Here is a 19808-nt window from a genome sequence, read left to right as displayed (position 1 = left end):
TAGGTTACTTATTAATTACTGATAATTTTCGATTCAAACGGATTGGGTAAATAATATAATAATAAACAATAAGACTTAATGAAGCTAAAATAATGCTGTAGGATAAGGTCCAATGCATGTGTTCGCCAAACCGTGTGAAAAAGCCTTCAATAAAACCAGCAATTATAAAAAAAGGAATGGTGCTTACCACTATTTTTAGCCCGTCTTTAGCGCCTTTCATGAAGGCCACACGTCTGGAGTAGGTTTTAGGAAAAAGAAAGCTATTGCCCATTACTAGTCCAGCACATCCTGCAATAACAATTACAGATATTTCGATGGTGCCATGCAGCCAAACGGTTGATGTTTTTTCTAAAATACCATAATTATAGAAGAATGTAATAAAAGCACCTAGCATGATACCATTACTAAATAGTACATATATAGTTCCAACACTAAACATTACACCAAGCGCAAATGCTATAATGGCCACTCGGATGTTGTTGATGGTTATCCCCAAAAATGTGCCTACCTGACTACCACTTTTATAAACTGCCATGGGTTCGCCATTTTCAATATTTTCAATAGTCATGTTTACGTAGCCATCGCCTAAAATAAGTCTCACAAAACTAGTGTCATTTAAGGTTGAAATCACACCAATTAAAACAGCTGACATAAAAATTAAAAAGGCGTATAGGAGGGTTTTGTGATATTGTTTAAAGAACAATGGAAATTCATGTTTCCAGAAAGAAATAATCTTGTTTTTTGATTCTCTTTTAGTAATATATATTTTCTGATGTGCTTCAGATGCCAACGAATTTAAATACAACAACGTCTTACTATCAGGGTAGTAGGTTTGAGCATAAGACAGGTCATTTGTTAATTGTATATAGTATGAAGCAAGGTCATCTGGATTTATTTTTACATTATTGTGTAATGCCTTTTCAAATACCATCCATTTTTCCTTATTTTGCTTCACGAAAGATGCTTCGCGCATAGAAAAATTAAATTTAAACGAATATACATTTCCATGAGCAAATTAGCAATTAACACTGCCCAAAATGTCAATTTAGATTATAAACTTATTGGCATCGGTGAACGCTTTGTGGCTTTCTTGATTGATGGGTTAATTTTAACGGCTTATATGTTTGTGGTTGAGAATTTGGTTGAGATTTCTGCAATTTTTGATGTAGATAGTTGGACACGACGAGGGTTTTTAGGACTATTTTTATTGCCAGCCTTTTTTTATTCACTACTCTGTCATGTGTTGTTTGGTGGACAGACTGTTGGTAAAATGATTATGAAAATAAAAGTAGTTCGTTTTGATGGTTCACCCACGCAGTGGTATAATTTTTTAGTAAGGTGGATGCTGCGTATTGTGGATATATGGCTGTTCTTTTCCTCTATTGGTGTTATGAGCATTTTGCTATCAGAAAAAAAGCAACGTGTAGGCGATGCTGCGGCTGGTACAGTTGTTATTAGTGTAAAGAAAAAACACAAAATTACAAGTACTATTTTGGAGGACATTACAGATGATTATCAACCCGTATTTAATACAGTAACCCAATTAAGTGACAAGGATGTGCGAATAATAAAAGACACGTTTATCATTTCTAAAAAGAATAACGATTTTAAAACATTAACAATCTTACGCAATAAGATTTGTGATGTCCTTCAGGTAGAATCTGATTTATTTGATAAGGAATTTATTGACACCATCTTAAAGGATTATAACTACTATACACAAAATATGTAATGTTTTACTTTATTGATATTTTAGGAACTATTGCCTTTGCTATTTCAGGGGTTTTGGTAGCATTGAGTAAGAAGATGGATCCCTTTGGAATATTAATCATTGCTTTTGTAACTGCTGTAGGAGGTGGAACATTACGTGATATTCTTATAGGGGATACACCAGTAAGTTGGATGGAAAATCTAACCTATACTTATGTAATAATTGGTGCTGCTTTTTTTGCAGTAATCTTTAAAAACAAAATTGATTATTTAAGAAAATCATTGTTTTTGTTTGACACTATTGGTATTGGGCTATATACGGTTGTAGGAGTTGAAAAAGGTATTTCGGCAGAATTGCATCCTATAATATGTATAGCTTTAGGTACCATGTCTGCCTGTTTTGGTGGTGTTATTCGTGATATTCTTTGTAATGAAATTCCCGTGATATTTAGAAAGGAAGTTTATGCAACTGCTTGTATATTGGGCGGTTTATCTTATTTTCTCATCAAAAAACTACCAATTGATAACAATGTGGTTTTTATTATTTCTGGAATGGTAGTCATCGTAACGAGGTTACTAGCGGTACGTTTTAAAATTAGTTTACCGAGTATATATAAAGAATAAAATTTTTTCACGGTTATTTTTTACTAACCACTAACTATTCAATAATCTCTACATTTTTAATATAAATATTGCGCATTGGCCATTCACCACCATCCGTTTTTTGAGCTGCAATTTCATCAACGACATCCATGCCACGTATTACTTCTCCAAAAATTGTGTATTCCCCATCCAAATGATGGGCACCATTTTCAGCTTGAACTATAAAAAACTCAAAGGGAGAAGCTAGCTTATAGGCGTTTTCTATCTCGCTACTTGGCATACTTACAACACCTCTTTTGTGTTTAAAACCACGTTTGGTGTCTGGAGGCAACAAGTAATAACCAATTTTTTTACGTTTACGTTTTACCTTTGGGTCGTCCGTATTACCTGCTTGAATAATGAAATTGTTGACCACTCTATAAAATTGGGTTTTGTCAAAATAACCGCGTTTGGTCAAGTAGATAAAGTTAGCGCGATGGAATTTGGTTTTATCATAGAGTAAGATATCAATTTCACCAAAGCGTGTGGTAATGCGCACTTTGTTTTCTTTGTTCTCTTTTTCGTATTCCAAAAAGAATTCCATGGCATTGTCATCAGTTAAATAAGGAAATTCAGGCTCTTGGTTTACTGTGGTATCCTTTTGCTTTACTTGCTTTTCAGTTGATGAGGTTGGCTTTAAGATTGTATTTTTTTGTTTGGATTGTTTATCTTCACAACCTAGTAGAACAATACTGATACCAATTAAAAGAATCTGTTTCATAAATGAATTTTGATCAATTTTTAGAATCTGCTTCAAAAATAAAAAATATCCCACTACCAGCAGAGGCTTCGCAGTTTAAAATGTCGCCTCCTTTTAGATTAAAACTTCAAGAAATACAAAGGGATAATATAAAAAAAGCCAAGCATGCAGGTGTTATGGCACTTTTTTATCCAGATGATAAACGCCTGACAAAATTAGTGTTGATATTGCGAAAAACCTATAAAGGTGTGCATTCCGCACAGGTTGGTTTTCCAGGAGGTAAGTTAGAGCCTGGTGACAACAGCCTTATGGAGGCAGCTGTACGTGAGACCTATGAAGAGATTGGTGTGCCTCGGCAAGAGATACATGTTTTAAAGCAAATGACACAAGTTTATATTCCGCCAAGTAATTTTTTTGTGCAGCCTTATATTGGTGTGGTAAAACGCAAACCGTTATTTGTAAAACAAGATGATGAGGTTGAAGCCATTATTGAAGTTGCGTTATCAGATTTTATTGATGAATCCAATGTGATAACCGAAAGAGTGTCAACATCCTATAAGGTTGATGTTGTTGTCCCAGCATTTAAATTAAATGGTCATGTGGTTTGGGGAGCTACAGCTATGATGTTGAGCGAAATAAAAGACTTGTTAAAAGAAACGCTGTAAACTATCAGTTTTATTACATTTGTAATCTTAACTATCAAGGAAATTTAAACATGGGATTGTTCAAAAAAAATCCTTTCGGACACATACTCTTTATGAAAAAATGGCTTATCAGAATACTGGGAGCTGCCACACATAGACGTTTCAGAGGGTTTAATGAATTACAAATAGAAGGTTCTGAAATCATTAAAAATTTACCAGAAACTAATGTGTTGTTCATTTCCAACCATCAAACGTATTTTGCTGATGTTGTTGCCATGTTTCATGTGTTTAATGCGAGTTTGAGTAATCGTGAAGATTCTATAAAAGGTATAGGTTATTTGTGGAACCCGAAATTGAACATTTATTATGTAGCGGCCAAGGAAACCATGAAAGCTGGATTACTACCAAAAATATTAGCTTATGTAGGTTCTGTAAGTATTGAGCGCACGTGGCGAGCAGAAGGAAAGGATGTAAACCGACAGGTTAAAATGAGTGATATTTCTAATATTGGTAAGGCTCTAAATGATGGTTGGGTAATTACATTTCCGCAAGGAACAACAACGCCTTTTAAGCCTATAAGAAAGGGTACAGCGCATATTATCAAAAAATACAATCCTGTAGTTGTTCCAATTGTTATTGATGGTTTTAGACGTTCATTTGATAAAAAAGGACTACGTATTAAGAAGAAAAATATTTTGCAGTCTATGGAAATTAAAGAGCCATTGCAAATAGACTATAAAAATGAAAGTGTTGCCGAAATTGTTGAAAAAATAGAATATGCTATAGAGCAGCACCCATCATTTTTAAAGGTTATACCTCAAGAAGAGTTAGAAGCTCAAGAAGCATTGAATGCACAAAGACGTTGGCGTTCATAAACATAAAACTAAACCTCCATTTTCTGAAGTTCTCTGTAGTTTTTATTAAGTCTGCCCAGTAAAATGCCATAAACCAGCCAGTAAAATAATAAAAGCACACCAATAGCTATAGCTAAAAACAACATGGTTGTTAAAATAAAAATAGCGTAGAACTTAAGCACTTCACCATCGGCAGCTGCCTTTTGAACTTGAGCAATGATTTGTGGGTCTTGATCAAATTCTATAAAAAGAACAACGATTACAGAAACTATTAAATAGCCTAGATTAAAAGCGACATAGTGTTTCACAGTACGTCGCGTTTTGAGAATGTTTTCCATAAGTATCTTGGCATTGTCTGTAACCGAAATATTACGATAATTCTTAAAAAACAAATAGAAAAAATAAGCTAAAATAATGTAGCCAACGACAGCTAATGGGATGATAATAGCATCAGCATTGTATTCATTAAAACGTTCCATGCTTTTAGTATCCTTGAGAGCAAAGGATATTATAATCCAAAATACAAATTCAATGATACTGATAATAAAAATCCATTTTACTATGGATGATGATTTTCTTAATATCATCTTATACAGATCATTATAGGAGAGTTTCGGGTAATTACTATCCAATTTCTGCCAATCTTTTTTTAATAAATCTAATTCATCCATAGTATTACGGATTTAAAATGGTTCTTAACTTTGTTTTCACACGATTCATCTTCACACGAGCATTCACCTCGCTGATACCCATTGTTTCACTTATTTCTCTATAGTTTTTGTCTTCTAGATATAAAAACACGAGTGCTTTTTCAATATCATTTAATTGATGCACGGCTTGGTAAAGCAATTTGAGTTGCTGTTCTTCAGTGTCATCATACTCTTCACTTTTAATTTTAAATTCAAACGCATCAAAAGCTTCAGTGTTTATAGTCCGTTTCTTTTTTCGGTAGAGCGTAATGGCTGTGTTTAGGCCAACACGGTACATCCAAGTGCTAAATTTTGCTTCACCACGAAACTTTGGAAAGGCTTTCCAGAGTTGTATGGTTATTTCTTGAAACAAATCATTGTGTGCGTCCTTATTGTTGGTATAAAGCCTACAAACCTTATGCACGATGTTTTGGTGCTTCTCTAATTGCTCGATAAAACTATGTTCTAATTCTTCGCTCAAATCGGTTGTTTAGTTACACTATATGTAGCATTAATTTAAAAATGTTACAGACTCATGAAATATTCTATAAAAATAGTCTTTAAGTTGGGTATGTTGTATCTTTGTTAGACATTTTTTCTTACAAATATTATGAACATTCCCGAGTCCAATTTCCCAAGACTAATCATAGTTGGTGGCGGTTTTGCTGGTATTAATTTGGCTAAATCACTAAAAAACAAACCCATTCAAGTCCTTCTAATTGATAAGCATAACTACCATACGTTTCAACCTTTATTGTATCAAGTTTCAAGTTCGGGATTAGAGCCTGATTCCATTGCTTATCCGTTACGGAAGATTATTAAAAAATCAAATAATATTATTTTCCGTTTAACTGAAGTCCAAGAAATCAATCCTCAATCAAATTCTATAGAAACAACTATAGGTACTATTTCTTATGATTATCTGGTTTTAGCAACGGGTACAACTACTAATTTTTTTGGTAATAAAAATGTGGAAGCCTATAGCATGCCTATGAAAACGGTGCCTGAAGCACTGAATATTCGTAGCTTAATTTTACAAAATTTAGAAAAAGCTACCATAGCAAAAACCGAAGAGGAGCGGAAGGCCTATTTGAATTTTGTCATTGTTGGTGCAGGACCAACAGGTGTGGAGTTAGCAGGTGCAATAGCCGAACTTAAAAATCACGTTGTTCCACGAGACTATAAAGATTTAAACGCTCAAGACATGCAAATACATCTTTTGGAAGGTGCTGACAGAGTCTTGCCACCAATGAGTAAGCAAGCATCTGCCAAAGCTGAAAAATTCTTGAAAGATTTAGGTGTGCAAGTACATTGCAACACTTTAGTAAAAGAATATGATGGTAAAAAAGTTGAAACCAATTCGGATTTAGAATTGGAGTCGGAAACCTTAATTTGGGCAGCTGGTGTAACAGGAAGTCCTGTAAAAGGGTTGGCTGCCAATGCCCTTATGGAGCGTTCAAATCGCTATAAAGTTAATCGGTATAATCAGGTTGAAAACTACTCGAACATTTTTGCTTTAGGAGACATTGCATATATGGAAACTGAAGCCTTTCCAAAGGGTCATCCGCAGGTGGCTCAGCCGGCAATTCAGCAAGGGCAATTATTAGGTGAAAACATCATGAATTTGATGGCGAATAAATCGATGCGTAAATTTAAATATAACGATAAAGGTTCCATGGCAACTATAGGAAGAAATAAAGCAGTTGTCGATTTAGGGAAGGTAAAGTTCGGTGGATTTTTCGCTTGGTTTGTTTGGATGTTTATTCATCTCATGTCACTCGTTGGATTTCGAAATCGCGTGGTCGTTTTCTTTAATTGGGTGTATAATTATGTCAATTTTGATAAAGCAGCACGTTTGATTATACGTCCTTTTGATAAGTTAAATAAATAGTTTATCAAAACTATGCAAAAATATTGATTATCAATTTTATAAAAGTTAACTATAAGCAAAATCTATCGTTGTTTTAAGAGCCCAAAAACGATAAAAAGCTGTGCGAAAGCGTATGTAAACATAATACTAAAATTTGAATATGCCAAAGGTGTATAAAATTTGTTGATTGCTAATAAACTATCTGAAATTAAAAATAAAATGGCACCAATAAGAACAAAATTGTAACTCACTTTACCTAAACTACTCTGACGTAAAAATGCGCTTGTTGCCATAGTTAAAATTACGAGCATGTAAAAAAATACCGGTAGAAGCATCGCGCCTAAATTGCTTTTTAAAATATAGAATAAACAACCTCCATAAACTAATAAAACACCAGTAAAGAGCCATGGTTTTTTGTTGGAATCTCTCACTTTTAAAAACACCAAAATATATAGAATGTGAGCCAATAAAAAAGACGCCAAACCTGCAGTAAAAAAATGAGGCGATTCATTAACAAACATCAATAAAATATCTCCTAAAAGAGAAAACACCAAAGCACCTAAAGTTATAGTTTTAAATTTTTGAGAAATGGACTTGCAATGGTACCAATAGAATAGAATAAGTGATATAAGTAATGCTGGTTTTGCAAAATAATGCCACTTGGTATAATAGTTGGCGGTTAGTATCTCAAATAACAGGATAAAACAAAACAGGATAGTGAAGTTTTTATATGATTTAGTTAGCATACAATGTGATTTCTTCCAAAAATATGCAATTCATCATAGATATTTAACGGTTCAGTTTCTTTTAGTTTCGTTATTTTTGGTTTGTGAGCACTTTTGCTGTATCAATTAATTAGCGAACAGTAAAATCATTAACATGAAATCACTAACCATCCTATTACTCTGCCTCAATGCAATGTCACTACTGGCACAAACCACTATTTCAGGTATCGTAACCGATTCTAAAGGTAATGAGCTAGAAGGTGCCAACGTTTATTTGGACGGCACTTATGATGGAGCTACATCACAAGCCGATGGCTCTTTCACTTTTGTCACGCAAGAAACTGGACAACAAACACTTATTGTTTCATTTTTGTCTTTTGAAACCTACAAACAAATTGCCGATGTAAATTCATTCAACAATATCACTGTAAAACTTCGTGATGATGTTAATTCTCTTGATACAGTCGTTATTTCTGCTGGAACCTTTGAAGCAGGTGACAACAGTAAGGTTTCGGTTTTAAAACCTTTGGATGTTGTTACTACTGCTAGTGCTTTAGGCGACTTTGTTGGTGCTTTACAAACATTACCTGGAACATCAACAGTAGCCGAGGATGGTCGTTTGTTTGTGCGTGGTGGCGATGCCAACGAAACGCAAATTTTTATTGATGGTATTCGCGTATTTACACCGTTTACACCAACAACAAATAATATTCCTACGCGTGGTAGATATTCGCCATTTTTATTTGATGGTATTACCTTCTCTACAGGTGGTTATTCTGCTGAATTTGGTCAGGCGCTTTCCAGTGTCTTATTGTTAAATACTATTGAAGAACCCGATCAAGAGAAAACCGATATTGGTATTATGAGCGTTGGTGCAGCATTAGGGCATACTGAAAAGTGGGAGAAAAGTTCCTTAAGTGTTAATGGTTCCTATATTAACTTGGCACCTTATATTGCCTTGTTTCCAGACCGTAACGATTGGGATAAACCCTTTTATGGTGGTTCAGGAGAAGCTGTGTTTAGACGTAAATTTAATTCTGGGATGCTAAAACTTTATACCGCTTTTGATGCTGGTGGATTCGCCTTAACCCAAGAAGACATTAACATTCCTGAAGGTGTTTACACAAAGCTGAACAATAATAATTTATATTTTAATGGTTCATATCGTGGTATGCTGACCGATACTTGGTCTGTTTTTGGAGGGATGAGTTATACCTATGCCAAAACCGATGTGCAATTTATTAATGACGAAATAATAGATACCGAAAACTCTTTTCATGCCAAGCTGAAATTTAAACGTCGTTTTAGTAGCCGATTTAAATTGAATTTTGGAACCGAATATTTTGCAACCGATTTTAACGAGAATTATCGTAACCCCTTTACAGAGGCCATTGATTATGGATTTAATAATAATATTGCTGCAGCTTATACCGAAGCCGATGTTATATTTTCAAAACAACTCGCCTTAAAGGCCGGTTTGCGTTTAGAGTACAGTGAACTGTTCAAGCAGTTTACATTATCACCACGAATTTCATTTGCTTATAAAACAGGACAAAACAGCCAAATGTCCTTGGCATACGGTAATTTTTACCAAAACCCAAATAGTGCTGTTTTAAAGTTTAATCAGGATTTAGAAGCCGAAAACACACAGCATTATATTTTAAATTACCAGTTAAACCGTGAAGGACAAATATTTAGAGCTGAAGCGTATTATAAAAATTATTACGATCTAGTAAAATACGATACTGAGTTTACCATGTTTAATAGTAATTATACCAATACAGGTTCTGCCTATGCTACAGGATTGGATTTATTTTGGCGCGATAACAAAAGTTTTAAAAACCTTGATTACTGGATTAGTTATAGTTTCTTAGATACCGAGCGTGATTACCAGAATTATCCAGAAGCAGCTACGCCAAGTTTTGCCAATACACATAATCTTTCTGTGGTAGGAAAGTACTGGATTGAAGATTGGAAAAGTCAGGTCGGGATAGCTTATGCGTTTGCTACAGGCAGAAGTTACACAGACCCCAATTTGGATGGTTTTTTAAACCAAAAAACCAAAAACTATAATAATATAAGTTTGAACTGGGCGTATTTAATAACCCAACAAAAAATATTGTATGTGTCTGTAAATAATGTGTTGGGTACACAGAACATTAATGGATACCAATATGCCAATACACCAAATGCTAATGGTGTGTTTGATAGACGTGCTCTAAAGCCTGCAGCAGACAGCTTCTTTTTTATAGGCTTTTTCTGGACCATAAGTGAAAATAAAAGCGATAATCAATTGGATAATTTATAGAACTTCGTGCTTCACTACTAACTGACCGATTGTAACCAAACCAATTAAGAGTATTAAGACTAAAGACAGGATACGAAATTTTGTTTGAGGTATATAGGCCAAAATCCTTTTACCTAAATAAGAGCCTATAATACCAATAAGAAATAAAAATGGCACATATTTCATATCATGACTATGAATGTAGCCGTTTTGATAATAGACAAATGTGCGTGAGAAATCTATCATGAAATCTATAAATGCGGAAGTAGCAATGAACACACTCTTTTCTAAATTAAATGCTGCCATAGTCAAACCCCTAATAGCACCTCCTGTTCCTAATAAACCTGCCGAAAATCCAGAAAGTGAGCCACCAAGAATGGCATTTTTCTTATTAGGTAAAACAATAACTTTATTCTTTATTAAAAAAAATAAACTAAAGGTCACCAAAAATATGCCTAGAATAACTTCAAGATATTGACTGTTTACATACTTGGATAAAAAGCCGCCTATTATAACAAAAAGAACCGATGGAATTCCAATTTGCATCAGTAGCTTTTTGTCTAGCCCTTTTCTAAATAGAAAAATTTTACTCAGATTACTCGACAAGTGAAATAAGGCTGTTAACCCTAAAACTGAATAAAAATCAAAATAAAAGTTAGCAATTGGAACAAAAAAAACGGATGAACCAAAACCACCTACGGTACCAACTATTTCAGCTATTAATGCGAGAAATAAAAAGATGTAACTAATATCCCTCACTCAAATCACTTCAGTTTTAGCAATAAATATGAAAAGGATAACGCGGTTGATTTTGCACGTTGTTCGTTGGTTGAGGCACCTGCATGACCACCTTCGGTATTTTCGTAATAATAAATAGGGTAGCCCATATCCAACATTTTAGCTGCCATTTTCCTAGCATGACCTGGATGCACTCGGTCGTCTCTTGTGGAAGTATAGAAAAATACTTCAGGATAGGCTGTATCTGTTTTTAAATTGTGATAAGGCGAGTATTTTTTAATATAGGCCCATTCTTCAGGAATATCAGGATTACCATATTCGCCCATCCAACTGGCGCCTGCTAATAATTTGTTGTAGCGTTTCATGTCTAATAGTGGTACTTGACAGACAACAGCATTGTATAAATCCGGACGTTGTGTAAAGGCTACACCAACCAATAAACCACCATTACTACCACCCATTATGCCTAAATGTTCTGGTGTCGTAATTTTTTTTGCAATGAGATCTTCAGCAACAGCATGAAAATCATCATAAACACGCTGTCTGTTTTCTTTTAATCCTGCTTGGTGCCATTTAGGTCCGTATTCGCCACCACCGCGAATATTAGCCAAAACAAACACGCCGCCTTTATTTAACCAAGATGAACCAAAGCCTCCAGAGTAAAAGGGTAGGGAAGACGATTCAAATCCACCGTAAGCATATAGTAAGGTTGGATTACTACCATCTATATTCATGTCTTTTGCACCAACAACAAAGTATGGAATCATTGTTCCATCTTGTGACTTGGCCATAAACTGCTTTACCTTGTATTTACTTGCATCAAAATAAGCAGGTAAGGATTTAAAGGCCTTTAATGTATTCTCGTGCGCATTGGCAGTAAATAGAGTTTCCGGAGTTAGGAAATTTTCAAATTGAAAATAGTAGTCGTCAGATAATTCATTGGTATTGACTATTGAAAGTGTTCCGTAATCAGGTGCATCAACTTTTGTGCTACTCCATGAATTATCTTTAAACGTGTAGATGTGTAACTCACTAATTACGTTGTTAAGGACATTTAAAAGCAAATGGTTTTTGGTTGTTGAAATACCTGAAACGCTAGAAAAGGCATCAGGTTGGTAAATAAGATTAACCGTATGTTTTCCATTTAATAAATCGGTCATATTCAAGCTAATTATCGCACCTTGCTTATAGGTTGTACCATTCACGCTCCAATCTGATTTTAAATCAACTAGTAATTGATTATTCAATACGCCACTTGGAGCAGCATCATCAGGAATATCCAATGTCACAAGTTTGTCATTGTGCCAAACTTTGGTATTTCGAGTAAAGAATGTTACGGCTTGAAATATTACAATATATTTTTTATCGCCATCGCGCAATACACTTGGCCAAGAGCCAACATCGGTTTGATTTCCCTCATGAATTAATTGTGCATCTTTTAAATCTGTGCCACGTTTCCAGAGTTTAATTTGATTGGGATAGCCAGATGTGGTCATAGTGTTTTCACCAAAATCTGTAGCAACAATAATAGTGTTCATATCTACGTAAGTCGCACCACCTTTGGCTTCTGGAATAAAGAATCCATCTTCAATAAATTCCTTAGTGTTAACATCAAATTCTTTTGTAACTACTGCATCACCACCACCTTTTGATAATTGTACTAAAAATCTATTATAATCTGGATACAAGCCACTAGCACCTTTATAAACCCATTTTACACCATCTTGTTCTGATAGTGCATCAATATCTAGCAGAATTTCCCAGTTTGGATTTCCGCTTGTATAGTCTTCTTTCAAAGTTCTTCGCCAAATACCTCTCACATGATCTTGGTCTTTCCAAAAATTATAAACGTAATTACCATTGGTAGATGGGTAAGCAATACGGTCTGTTGAATTATAAATTTCCAAAGCCTTATCATAAATGTCTTGGTAATAAGGTGATTTGGTGAGCTTTTCTTCTGTTTTTTTATTTAAGTCGGTAACAAAAGCAAGTGCTTTTTCACTGTCAACTTCTTCCAACCAAAGATAAGGGTCTTCTTGTGCTTGCATATTGATATTTAAAAGTAAAAGGGCTGCGGAAAGTAAAAATAATTTTTGCATGTTGTTGGCAGTTTGCTGTGAATATTAAACACTAATTTAGTGAATATAGAACAGATTCAACTGAAAAGCACCAAATGTTTAATTGTTTACAAGTTGTTTTAATAATTCTTTATCTTTTTTTGTTTCAAATACAGATTCAGCTTGATTGATTAAGATAGTTATTTGCTCGCTTATTATGGATTCATAATCGTCTTGGTGCTTCTCTTGTTTTTTCAGATAATGCAACATATTTAAGAGTTTTTGCACAACTGTTGGGTCGTGCTTGCAATAGGTGCGTAATGATGCCATCATATTGGTTAATAGGGATTCAAAAGTAATAACAGCTACTTCACCGTAGCAAGTTTTTGATTCTTTATCAAAAATTAATTCAGAATCGTTTTTAAGTAATCGTAAAGCAAGTAACTCAGTAAGATAATCAATACCATTTAAAGCAGTGCCTGGGTCATTAATTCCTGGCGACATAGCCTTGACAATTATCTCGCTAATTTGCTTGAAAGCTAGATTGTAATTTTCTTTAACCAACTCGTTTTTAGATAGGTATATATTAGAAAAACAATTTGCAAGTTGATCATCATCTAATGGTTTTTCAGATAGCAGAAATGACTCGTTTTTTAAAATAAATAAACCTTTGGGCTTAATGATTTTAATTTTAGTTTCACAGCTCTTGCAAAATTCTATAATGCCTTCTACATTGTAATTTTGAAAGTAACCACTAGTTTTATAAGTATAAGCATGCCACGATTCTGTGTTGTAGGTTTTTGATGGTGAAACAGGGTTTTCGTTTTGAATGGTTATCATTTTTTGTAAACGCTTTTTGGCCTGTTCGTATATGGCATCAAGTATTTTGGAAATTTGAATACTTTGTGACATGTTATGAATGAAATAAATAAACGCACCCAAGCACACCATGGTTGCTAAAATACCTAAAAGAACGGCAAAGCCTGGTAGGTTATATTCCTCACCATTAGGTTCAATTGTAAACATGGTAAAGATGTTGTAAACAATTGTGGCCAAATAAAGTCCTAAAATTATTTGATTCCGTTTGTCAGAAACCAATCCTGGCAACAATCTCGGAGAAAAATTACTGGAAGCCTGACTCAATAAAAGCATCACCATGGAGAAGCTAAATACCATCATAGAAATCAGTCCAGTTATGCAAACGCTTAAAATATTTAAGGCTGTGTTCCCATTTTCAACAACCAAAATTGGTGTTGTTTCCAACAGAAATTTTGAAATACCTTGCTCTTCAAGGAGTATCATTAATAAAGAAAAGGAAAAACCAATAAACGTTAAAACAGTAGGATAAAAGGCTATATTGCCTTTTATGTTTTTGATTATAGAATAGAGATTGTTGAAAATTTTAGACATACATCACAGTTTATCTGAAAGATACAGTTTTTATAAAACGCATCCTATCAAAAAATGAATGCAGCTAATATTTGTAGCATTAAGGCTATAATTTTTTGCTTTAAGTTAATCGCTTACAAAAACATATGAGTTATAGCTGAAGTTACCAATGCTTTACGTTATCTTGCCCATGAATAACTTTCCTAAAATCATTTGGTGTTTTTTCATTCAATAGTTTTAATCCGCCTGACGCTTGTATTAATTCTTCAAAATGAATTTCTCGGCTGTCATATTGATTTTGATTAGCATAGGTAGTTATTAAAATAAAACTGTAAGGCGTGGCTTCATTGGGTTTAATTTCTAGTAACTCATAACTTTCAATATAGTCTTTTTTCATAGCAGCCTCACGCAATACTTTCCAATTATTTTGATAATAGTAAAGTGTTTCAGCGTGGTTGTCGTTCAGTACAGTTACAAAATCAATAGAAGATTGCTTATCCTTAGTTTGTGCATGGAATGTATTTATTACAAAGAAAAAAACAATACCAGTTAATAAGGTTTTCATAGTGTTTAGCTTAAGAAGTAACAAAGTAAAAAATCTTTTAGCTATTTGTTGTTAAGGAATATTTAAATCACTTATGTAAAGATGATATTTATCATATTTTTTCTAGGCTATTGTGTTTAACTTCAATGATATAAATATGAATATTATGAAGCCTAAAAAAAATCCCAATTTAGAAATAGGTCGCAATAGTGGTATTTATTTTGCTATTGGACTAAATGTGATGTTGCTTTTTACATATTTTGGTTTGGAGTATAAAACTTATGACAAGGATATAATTGCTCAAGATATTATTCTATTGTCAGATGATTTAGAAGATGATATTCCAATTACCAATATTGATGCGCCACCACCTCCGCCACCACCACCTGCAGCAGCTGCACCAGATGTTATTACTATAGTAGAAGACACTGAAGAAATAGAAGAAACAGTTATAGAAAGTTCTGAAACTAATCAAGAAGATGAAATTGCAGAACCAATTGAAGTGGCAGATGTTGAGGTTGTTGAAGTAGAAGAAGAAGTATCTGTTCCTTTTACAGTAGTTGAAAATGTACCTGTGTTTCCAGGGTGTGTTGGTAAGAATAATGCAGAATTAAGAGATTGTTTTGCTCAAAAAATGAATGAACATATCAAAAAACACTTTAAATACCCTGAAAGTGCTTTAGAAATGGGTGTGCATGGTAGAGTATTCGTGTTGTTTGCTATTGATTCCAACGGTCGTGTATCTAATATTAAGTCACGAGGTCCTGCTGCTTTACTCGAAAAAGAAGCAGAGCGCATAATTGGTTTGCTGCCCACTATGGAGCCAGGTAAGCAACGCGGAAAACCTGTAAAAGTGCCTTATAGTATTCCAATAAATTTTAAGATTCAAAAATAAGTTAGTTGCCCTTTTTAAGGGTATCTAACTTTTCTTGCGAATAGCTATTACCACCATCTGTATTCATAGCTTTTTGGTAGGCCTCAATGGCCTTGTCGGTTTGTTCAACAGCGGCATAATAATCTCCCAATGAGTCATATACATTAGAACTGTTTGGGTAGTTTTTAACATTTAATTTAAAGAAGGCTTCAGCTTTTTTTGGTAAATCATTTTGTAAACAACCATAGCCTATTTGATTAATCAAGCTTTCGTCAGGTAATATGGTATATCCCATATTATTTGAGACGGTCGCGTAATGTGATTCTATTTTGCTTATAACAGTTTCAGCATTTGATTCTGGATTCATTATTAACGGGATTAAATCATTGTCAATATCATACCATCCAAAAATATAACGTAAGCCATCATAGGTAGAGATTAGAGGGACACTTCCATGGGTGTCTTCATTATAGTATTTGTAACTAAAATCTAATCCGCTAGTTGAATTTGGAACAACTTCTTTTGAGAATGCAAGAATATCTCGAATGTGCTGCGTAGTTTGTGTTGTATCTTTTATAACCGTATTAATGGTCATATTTGAATCCATAGTATTGGCAATGCCTACAAATAATTTTTCATTCAAATATTGTTTCGAATTTAAAAGCGTTGAAGCTTCCTTAAGTGTGCTAGATTCAGCCCACCATAAACTCGGGTCAATAGCAATGTAACTGTTAAATAATTCAGGACGCTTTAACAATGTGTTAATTACAGTTAGTCCACCCAACGAATGACCAATATATACTTTGTAAGGACTCGTTGGGTATTTCTCGTCAATATAAGGCATAAGTTCCTTCTGAAGGAAATCCATAAATGCTTCCCCACCACCAGAGGTATTGGGTTCATTCATATTTAAATCCTTTGTAGGCGTTAAATCACGCATCCTGTCCGTATTCGGGATACCAACTACAATCATTTTAGGTACAATGGTATTGCCATTAATAGTACTTAATTGATGAATCATACCAACTACTGATGGAAAATGCGCACTTCCATCTAGTAAATATACAACAGGAAAGCGCTCTCCAGAATTAGGTTCAGTAAGTGGCACATGCACCCATAACCTACGAGGTTCATTTAAAACGGTTGATTGAATGGTGTCAATAGAACCAATATTTATCATGCCAAAATCGATATGTTGAGCCGTTCCCTGAAAACAATATAAGAGACTGGCTAGCGCAAAACAGATTAGTGATTTCATTTTGTAATTGAGTTATAAAAAGCAGGCAAAGGAAACTTTAGGTTGTTTAAAGGTATAAAAATTTGAGCCTAACAAACGAAGTTTAACAATTCATCATAAAAAAATAACAGTTCAGATGTTTCCATTTTACTTCTCTTTGATTTATATTGATATTTGTACCTGTCAATTAATAACGATCAGTATAACACTAAAACCATCATTATGAAGAAATTACTATTTATTGCTTTTGCATTAATTTTTGTTAATGTACAATCCCAAAATCAGTATGAAAAAGGCATGTCTAAAGCTTTTGAGCTCTGGGGTTCAGGAGACATGACTGCTGCTGAACAATTATTTGAACGCATTGCCAAAGCAGAAAAAGATGCCTGGCTGCCTTATTATTATGTAGCTCAAATTAATAGTTTGAAAAGTTGGGAAGAAAAGGATATTAATGTGCTTAAGGCTCAATTGGATAAAGCACAAGAATATATAGACATAGCAAAAAGTAAAAGCCCAAATAATCCTGAAATTATGGTCCTGCAAGCACATATTTATACTAATTGGGTAGCCTTTGATGGTGCAACCTATGGTATGAAATATGGTGGGATTATTGCTGAAATATATAATAAGGCATTAAGTTTGGCACCTAAAAACCCAAGAGTAGTCTATAATAAAGCTGAATGGGATATGGGAAGCGCGCGCTATTTTGGAAAAGATACAGCTCCATATTGTGAAGATATCAAAAAGTCAATTGAGCTATTTGATAGTTTTGAACCTGAAACTGAATTTTCGCCTAATTGGGGAAGGGAGCGTGCTGAACAAGTGTTAGCTGAATGCAAAAAATAATTATTGAATTCTGATTACAACGTATGAACAAACATGTAAAAAATATCATTATTACATTCTTTATTGGAGTTGGTGTTTTTTTAATTGGAAATTTTCTTTCTGATGGATTCAATTTTGATGATGCTAAAGATTTTCTTATAAATTTTGTGTTTTATCAGTTGTATGCTTTTGTACTTGGGTATTCTAATATGTATTACTTTACGTTTTTGGAATCAAGAAATTGGAAAAAGAACGAAAGCATTAAGCGTATTGCTATTGGTTTATTTGGTTCTGTTGTTATTACATTAATCGGGTTATTCTTTTTAAGAATGCTCACTTCATTGTATTACTATAATAATTCTTTTGATCAATTCTTAAATAATGAGAGTTGGAAACCGTATCAATTTGGACTATGGATTACCTTGAGTATAGTTGTGGTTTTTCATGTCATTTACTTTTATAATAAGTATCAACAGAATAAAATTAAAGAACAGAAGGTAATAGCAGGTACGGCTAGTGCCAAATTTGATGCTTTAAAAAATCAATTGGATCCACATTTTTTGTTCAATAGTTTAAATGTACTTACCAGTTTAATTGATGAGAACCCTGATAATGCACAACGTTTTACAACATCTTTGTCTAAAGTGTATCGCTATGTTTTGGAGCAAAAAAATAAGGATTTGGTTTCAGTTGATGAAGAATTGAATTTTGCCAGAACCTATATGATGCTTCTTAAAATGCGATTTGAAGATAGTATTGTCTTTGAAATCCCTGATAAAGCTTCAAATCCTGAAAGTAAGGTAGTGCCTTTGTCTTTACAGCTGTTATTAGAAAACGCTGTTAAGCACAATACCGTTACATCAAGTAAACCATTACATATTAAAATTTATGAGGATGAAGGAGATTTAATAGTCGAAAATAATTTTCAACCTAAACAAATTATAAAAAAGAGTAGTGGTGTAGGATTGAGTAATATCATGCAACGCTACCAATTATTGACAAACAGAAAAGTAAACATCAATCAACAAGCAAACCGTTTTGCAGTAGCAATTCCTATGCTTACAAAACAAATATCAATTATGGAATCAAATTACACAAATAGTAAAGAAGAGGCTTATTATAAGGCCAAGAAACGCGTAGAAGAGATTAAGGGATTTTATGGTAATATCATTTCTTACATAGTGGTTATACCCTTTCTAATCTTTATAAATTATAGAACATCATGGAACTTCCAATGGTTTTGGTTTCCTGTTTTGGGTTGGGGAATGGGAATAGTTTTCCATGCCTTCGGAGTTTTTGGTTATGGAAAGAACTGGGAGGAGCGTAAAATTCAAGAAATTTTGGAGAAAGAAAATCAACGTAAAAACTGGAACTAATGGAATCAAATTTTGATAAACAAAAACGGCTAGAACGTGCCAAAAAGCGCGTAAAAAAGATTAAAGGGTTTTATTCACATGCTTTGGTCTATGTGGTCATAAATTTAATGATAGTCATTATCAATGTACAAAATTTAGGTCCTGGAGAGAGTTACTTTCAATATGAAAATTTTTTCACGCTATTTTTCTGGGGAATAGGTTTAGCAGTGCATGGTCTTTCAGTTTTTCTACCCAATTTTATATTAGGGAAGAATTGGGAGGAACGCAAAATTAAAGCGATTATGGAGCGCGATAAAAAACACTGGAGTTGATATGAATCAAGATTCAAATAAACCTTACCAATTACGGAAAGCAGAAAAAAGAGTAAAGGAAATAAAAGGCTTTTATGTTCATTTGTTTGTGTATTTCGTTATTAACCTGATATGGATACTAATTTTAGTTGTTTCAAATGACATGTCAAGTTATACGCAATACGGTTTTTGGGGAATGGGATATGGTCAAGTTTCTATGGCTATTTTTTGGGGAATAGGTATCTTAACACATTGGTTTTTAGTGTTTGGAAAGAACATGTCATTCTCAAAGAAATGGGAGAATAGAAAGATAAAAGAGTTACTTGATAAAGAAAATAAGTACTGGGAATAAATTAA

21 protein-coding genes are annotated in these 19808 nt (G+C 33.8%); 11 read left to right on the top strand and 10 right to left on the bottom strand.

Going from position 1 to position 19808, the window contains the following annotated elements; genetic code table 11:
• Positions 1-4: 4 nt before the first annotated feature.
• Positions 5-973 carry a stage II sporulation protein M gene (locus tag C1S72_RS02975; RefSeq protein ID WP_104734183.1) on the bottom strand — a complete coding sequence of 323 codons (969 nt, stop codon included), beginning with the start codon at positions 971-973 and terminating at the stop codon, positions 5-7.
• Positions 974-1006: 33 nt separating this feature from the next.
• Between C1S72_RS02975 and C1S72_RS02970 the strand changes: the two genes are divergently transcribed.
• Together C1S72_RS02970 and C1S72_RS02965 are read left to right on the top strand one after the other, a co-directional pair.
• Positions 1007-1732 (top strand): RDD family protein, encoded by a 726-nt coding sequence (locus tag C1S72_RS02970; protein ID WP_104734182.1) that lies wholly within the window; start codon positions 1007-1009, stop codon positions 1730-1732.
• Positions 1732-2334, top strand: a complete 603-nt coding sequence (locus tag C1S72_RS02965) for a trimeric intracellular cation channel family protein (RefSeq protein ID WP_104734181.1) — start codon at positions 1732-1734, stop codon at positions 2332-2334. Before C1S72_RS02970 ends, C1S72_RS02965 begins: the two co-directional genes overlap by 1 nt.
• A 34-nt stretch (positions 2335-2368) precedes the next feature.
• Here the strand turns inward: C1S72_RS02965 and C1S72_RS02960 are convergent, their stop codons facing one another.
• The gene (locus C1S72_RS02960; protein WP_104734180.1) at positions 2369-3073 is read right to left on the bottom strand and encodes a peptidylprolyl isomerase; all 705 of its coding nucleotides are present in this window, start codon (positions 3071-3073) and stop codon (positions 2369-2371) included.
• Positions 3074-3075: 2 nt separating this feature from the next.
• On the opposite strand from C1S72_RS02960, the gene C1S72_RS02955 reads away from it, so the two are divergent.
• Both C1S72_RS02955 and C1S72_RS02950 read left to right on the top strand, forming a co-directional pair.
• Positions 3076-3717: an NUDIX hydrolase gene (locus C1S72_RS02955; protein WP_104734179.1), complete on the top strand. Its 642-nt coding sequence runs from the start codon at positions 3076-3078 to the stop codon at positions 3715-3717.
• Between the two features lie 50 nt (positions 3718-3767).
• The gene (locus C1S72_RS02950; RefSeq protein ID WP_104734178.1) at positions 3768-4571 is read left to right on the top strand and encodes a lysophospholipid acyltransferase family protein; all 804 of its coding nucleotides are present in this window, start codon (positions 3768-3770) and stop codon (positions 4569-4571) included.
• Between the two features lie 8 nt (positions 4572-4579).
• Here C1S72_RS02950 and C1S72_RS02945 read toward each other — a convergent pair whose 3' ends face one another.
• Positions 4580-5221: a hypothetical protein gene (locus C1S72_RS02945; protein ID WP_104734177.1), complete on the bottom strand. Its 642-nt coding sequence runs from the start codon at positions 5219-5221 to the stop codon at positions 4580-4582.
• Positions 5222-5225: 4 nt separating this feature from the next.
• On the bottom strand, positions 5226-5720 hold the full coding sequence (locus tag C1S72_RS02940) for an RNA polymerase sigma factor (protein ID WP_104734176.1): 495 nt from the start codon (positions 5718-5720) through the stop codon (positions 5226-5228).
• 129 nt (positions 5721-5849) lie between these two features.
• Here C1S72_RS02940 and C1S72_RS02935 point away from each other — a divergent pair, with 129 nt between their 5' ends.
• On the top strand, positions 5850-7130 hold the full coding sequence (locus C1S72_RS02935) for an NAD(P)/FAD-dependent oxidoreductase (RefSeq protein WP_104734175.1): 1281 nt from the start codon (positions 5850-5852) through the stop codon (positions 7128-7130).
• A gap of 62 nt (positions 7131-7192) precedes the next feature.
• Here the strand turns inward: C1S72_RS02935 and C1S72_RS02930 are convergent, their stop codons facing one another.
• Positions 7193-7855: a lysoplasmalogenase gene (locus C1S72_RS02930; protein ID WP_104734174.1), complete on the bottom strand. Its 663-nt coding sequence runs from the start codon at positions 7853-7855 to the stop codon at positions 7193-7195.
• A 133-nt stretch (positions 7856-7988) separates the two neighbouring features.
• Here C1S72_RS02930 and C1S72_RS02925 point away from each other — a divergent pair, with 133 nt between their 5' ends.
• Positions 7989-10142: a TonB-dependent receptor gene (locus tag C1S72_RS02925; protein WP_104734173.1), complete on the top strand. Its 2154-nt coding sequence runs from the start codon at positions 7989-7991 to the stop codon at positions 10140-10142.
• Here the strand turns inward: C1S72_RS02925 and C1S72_RS02920 are convergent.
• The 4 genes from C1S72_RS02920 to C1S72_RS02905 form a co-directional block, all read right to left on the bottom strand.
• Positions 10137-10880, bottom strand: coding sequence for a sulfite exporter TauE/SafE family protein (locus tag C1S72_RS02920; RefSeq protein WP_104734172.1), 744 nt, complete (start codon positions 10878-10880; stop codon positions 10137-10139). The two genes, C1S72_RS02925 and C1S72_RS02920, sit on opposite strands and share 6 nt — an antisense overlap.
• A 5-nt stretch (positions 10881-10885) precedes the next feature.
• Complete coding sequence (locus tag C1S72_RS02915) at positions 10886-12958, bottom strand: prolyl oligopeptidase family serine peptidase (protein WP_104734171.1); 2073 nt, start codon at positions 12956-12958, stop codon at positions 10886-10888.
• A gap of 78 nt (positions 12959-13036) precedes the next feature.
• Positions 13037-14326: a DUF2254 domain-containing protein gene (locus C1S72_RS02910; protein WP_104734170.1), complete on the bottom strand. Its 1290-nt coding sequence runs from the start codon at positions 14324-14326 to the stop codon at positions 13037-13039.
• Between the two features lie 142 nt (positions 14327-14468).
• Positions 14469-14870 carry a hypothetical protein gene (locus tag C1S72_RS02905; RefSeq protein WP_230401564.1) on the bottom strand — a complete coding sequence of 134 codons (402 nt, stop codon included), beginning with the start codon at positions 14868-14870 and terminating at the stop codon, positions 14469-14471.
• Between the two features lie 145 nt (positions 14871-15015).
• On the opposite strand from C1S72_RS02905, the gene C1S72_RS02900 reads away from it, so the two are divergent.
• A complete protein-coding gene (locus tag C1S72_RS02900) occupies positions 15016-15744 on the top strand; it encodes an energy transducer TonB (protein ID WP_104735762.1) in 729 nt (242 codons plus the stop codon).
• Between the two features lies 1 nt (position 15745).
• Here the strand turns inward: C1S72_RS02900 and C1S72_RS02895 are convergent, their stop codons facing one another.
• The gene (locus tag C1S72_RS02895) at positions 15746-16981 is read right to left on the bottom strand and encodes an alpha/beta hydrolase-fold protein (protein WP_104734169.1); all 1236 of its coding nucleotides are present in this window, start codon (positions 16979-16981) and stop codon (positions 15746-15748) included.
• Between the two features lie 201 nt (positions 16982-17182).
• Between C1S72_RS02895 and C1S72_RS02890 the strand changes: the two genes are divergently transcribed.
• From C1S72_RS02890 to C1S72_RS02875, 4 genes are read left to right on the top strand one after another with little or no spacing between them, the layout of a single operon-like run.
• Entirely contained in the window at positions 17183-17806 is a 624-nt protein-coding gene (locus tag C1S72_RS02890) for a tetratricopeptide repeat protein (protein ID WP_104735761.1), read from the top strand.
• 23 nt (positions 17807-17829) lie between these two features.
• Positions 17830-19161: a 2TM domain-containing protein gene (locus C1S72_RS02885; RefSeq protein WP_104734168.1), complete on the top strand. Its 1332-nt coding sequence runs from the start codon at positions 17830-17832 to the stop codon at positions 19159-19161.
• The gene (locus C1S72_RS02880) at positions 19161-19472 is read left to right on the top strand and encodes a 2TM domain-containing protein (RefSeq protein ID WP_104734167.1); all 312 of its coding nucleotides are present in this window, start codon (positions 19161-19163) and stop codon (positions 19470-19472) included. The genes C1S72_RS02885 and C1S72_RS02880 overlap by 1 nt, the downstream gene beginning before the upstream one ends.
• Before the next feature lies 1 nt (position 19473).
• On the top strand, positions 19474-19803 hold the full coding sequence (locus C1S72_RS02875; protein ID WP_104734166.1) for a 2TM domain-containing protein: 330 nt from the start codon (positions 19474-19476) through the stop codon (positions 19801-19803).
• Positions 19804-19808 lie beyond the last annotated feature (5 nt).

The organism is Hanstruepera ponticola (genome assembly GCF_002940745.1).
In the GTDB taxonomy this organism is placed as follows: Bacteria; Bacteroidota; Bacteroidia; order Flavobacteriales; family Flavobacteriaceae; genus Hanstruepera; species Hanstruepera ponticola.
Note: the sequence above shows the minus strand (reverse complement) of the source record. Positions and strands in the feature narration are given on the sequence as shown.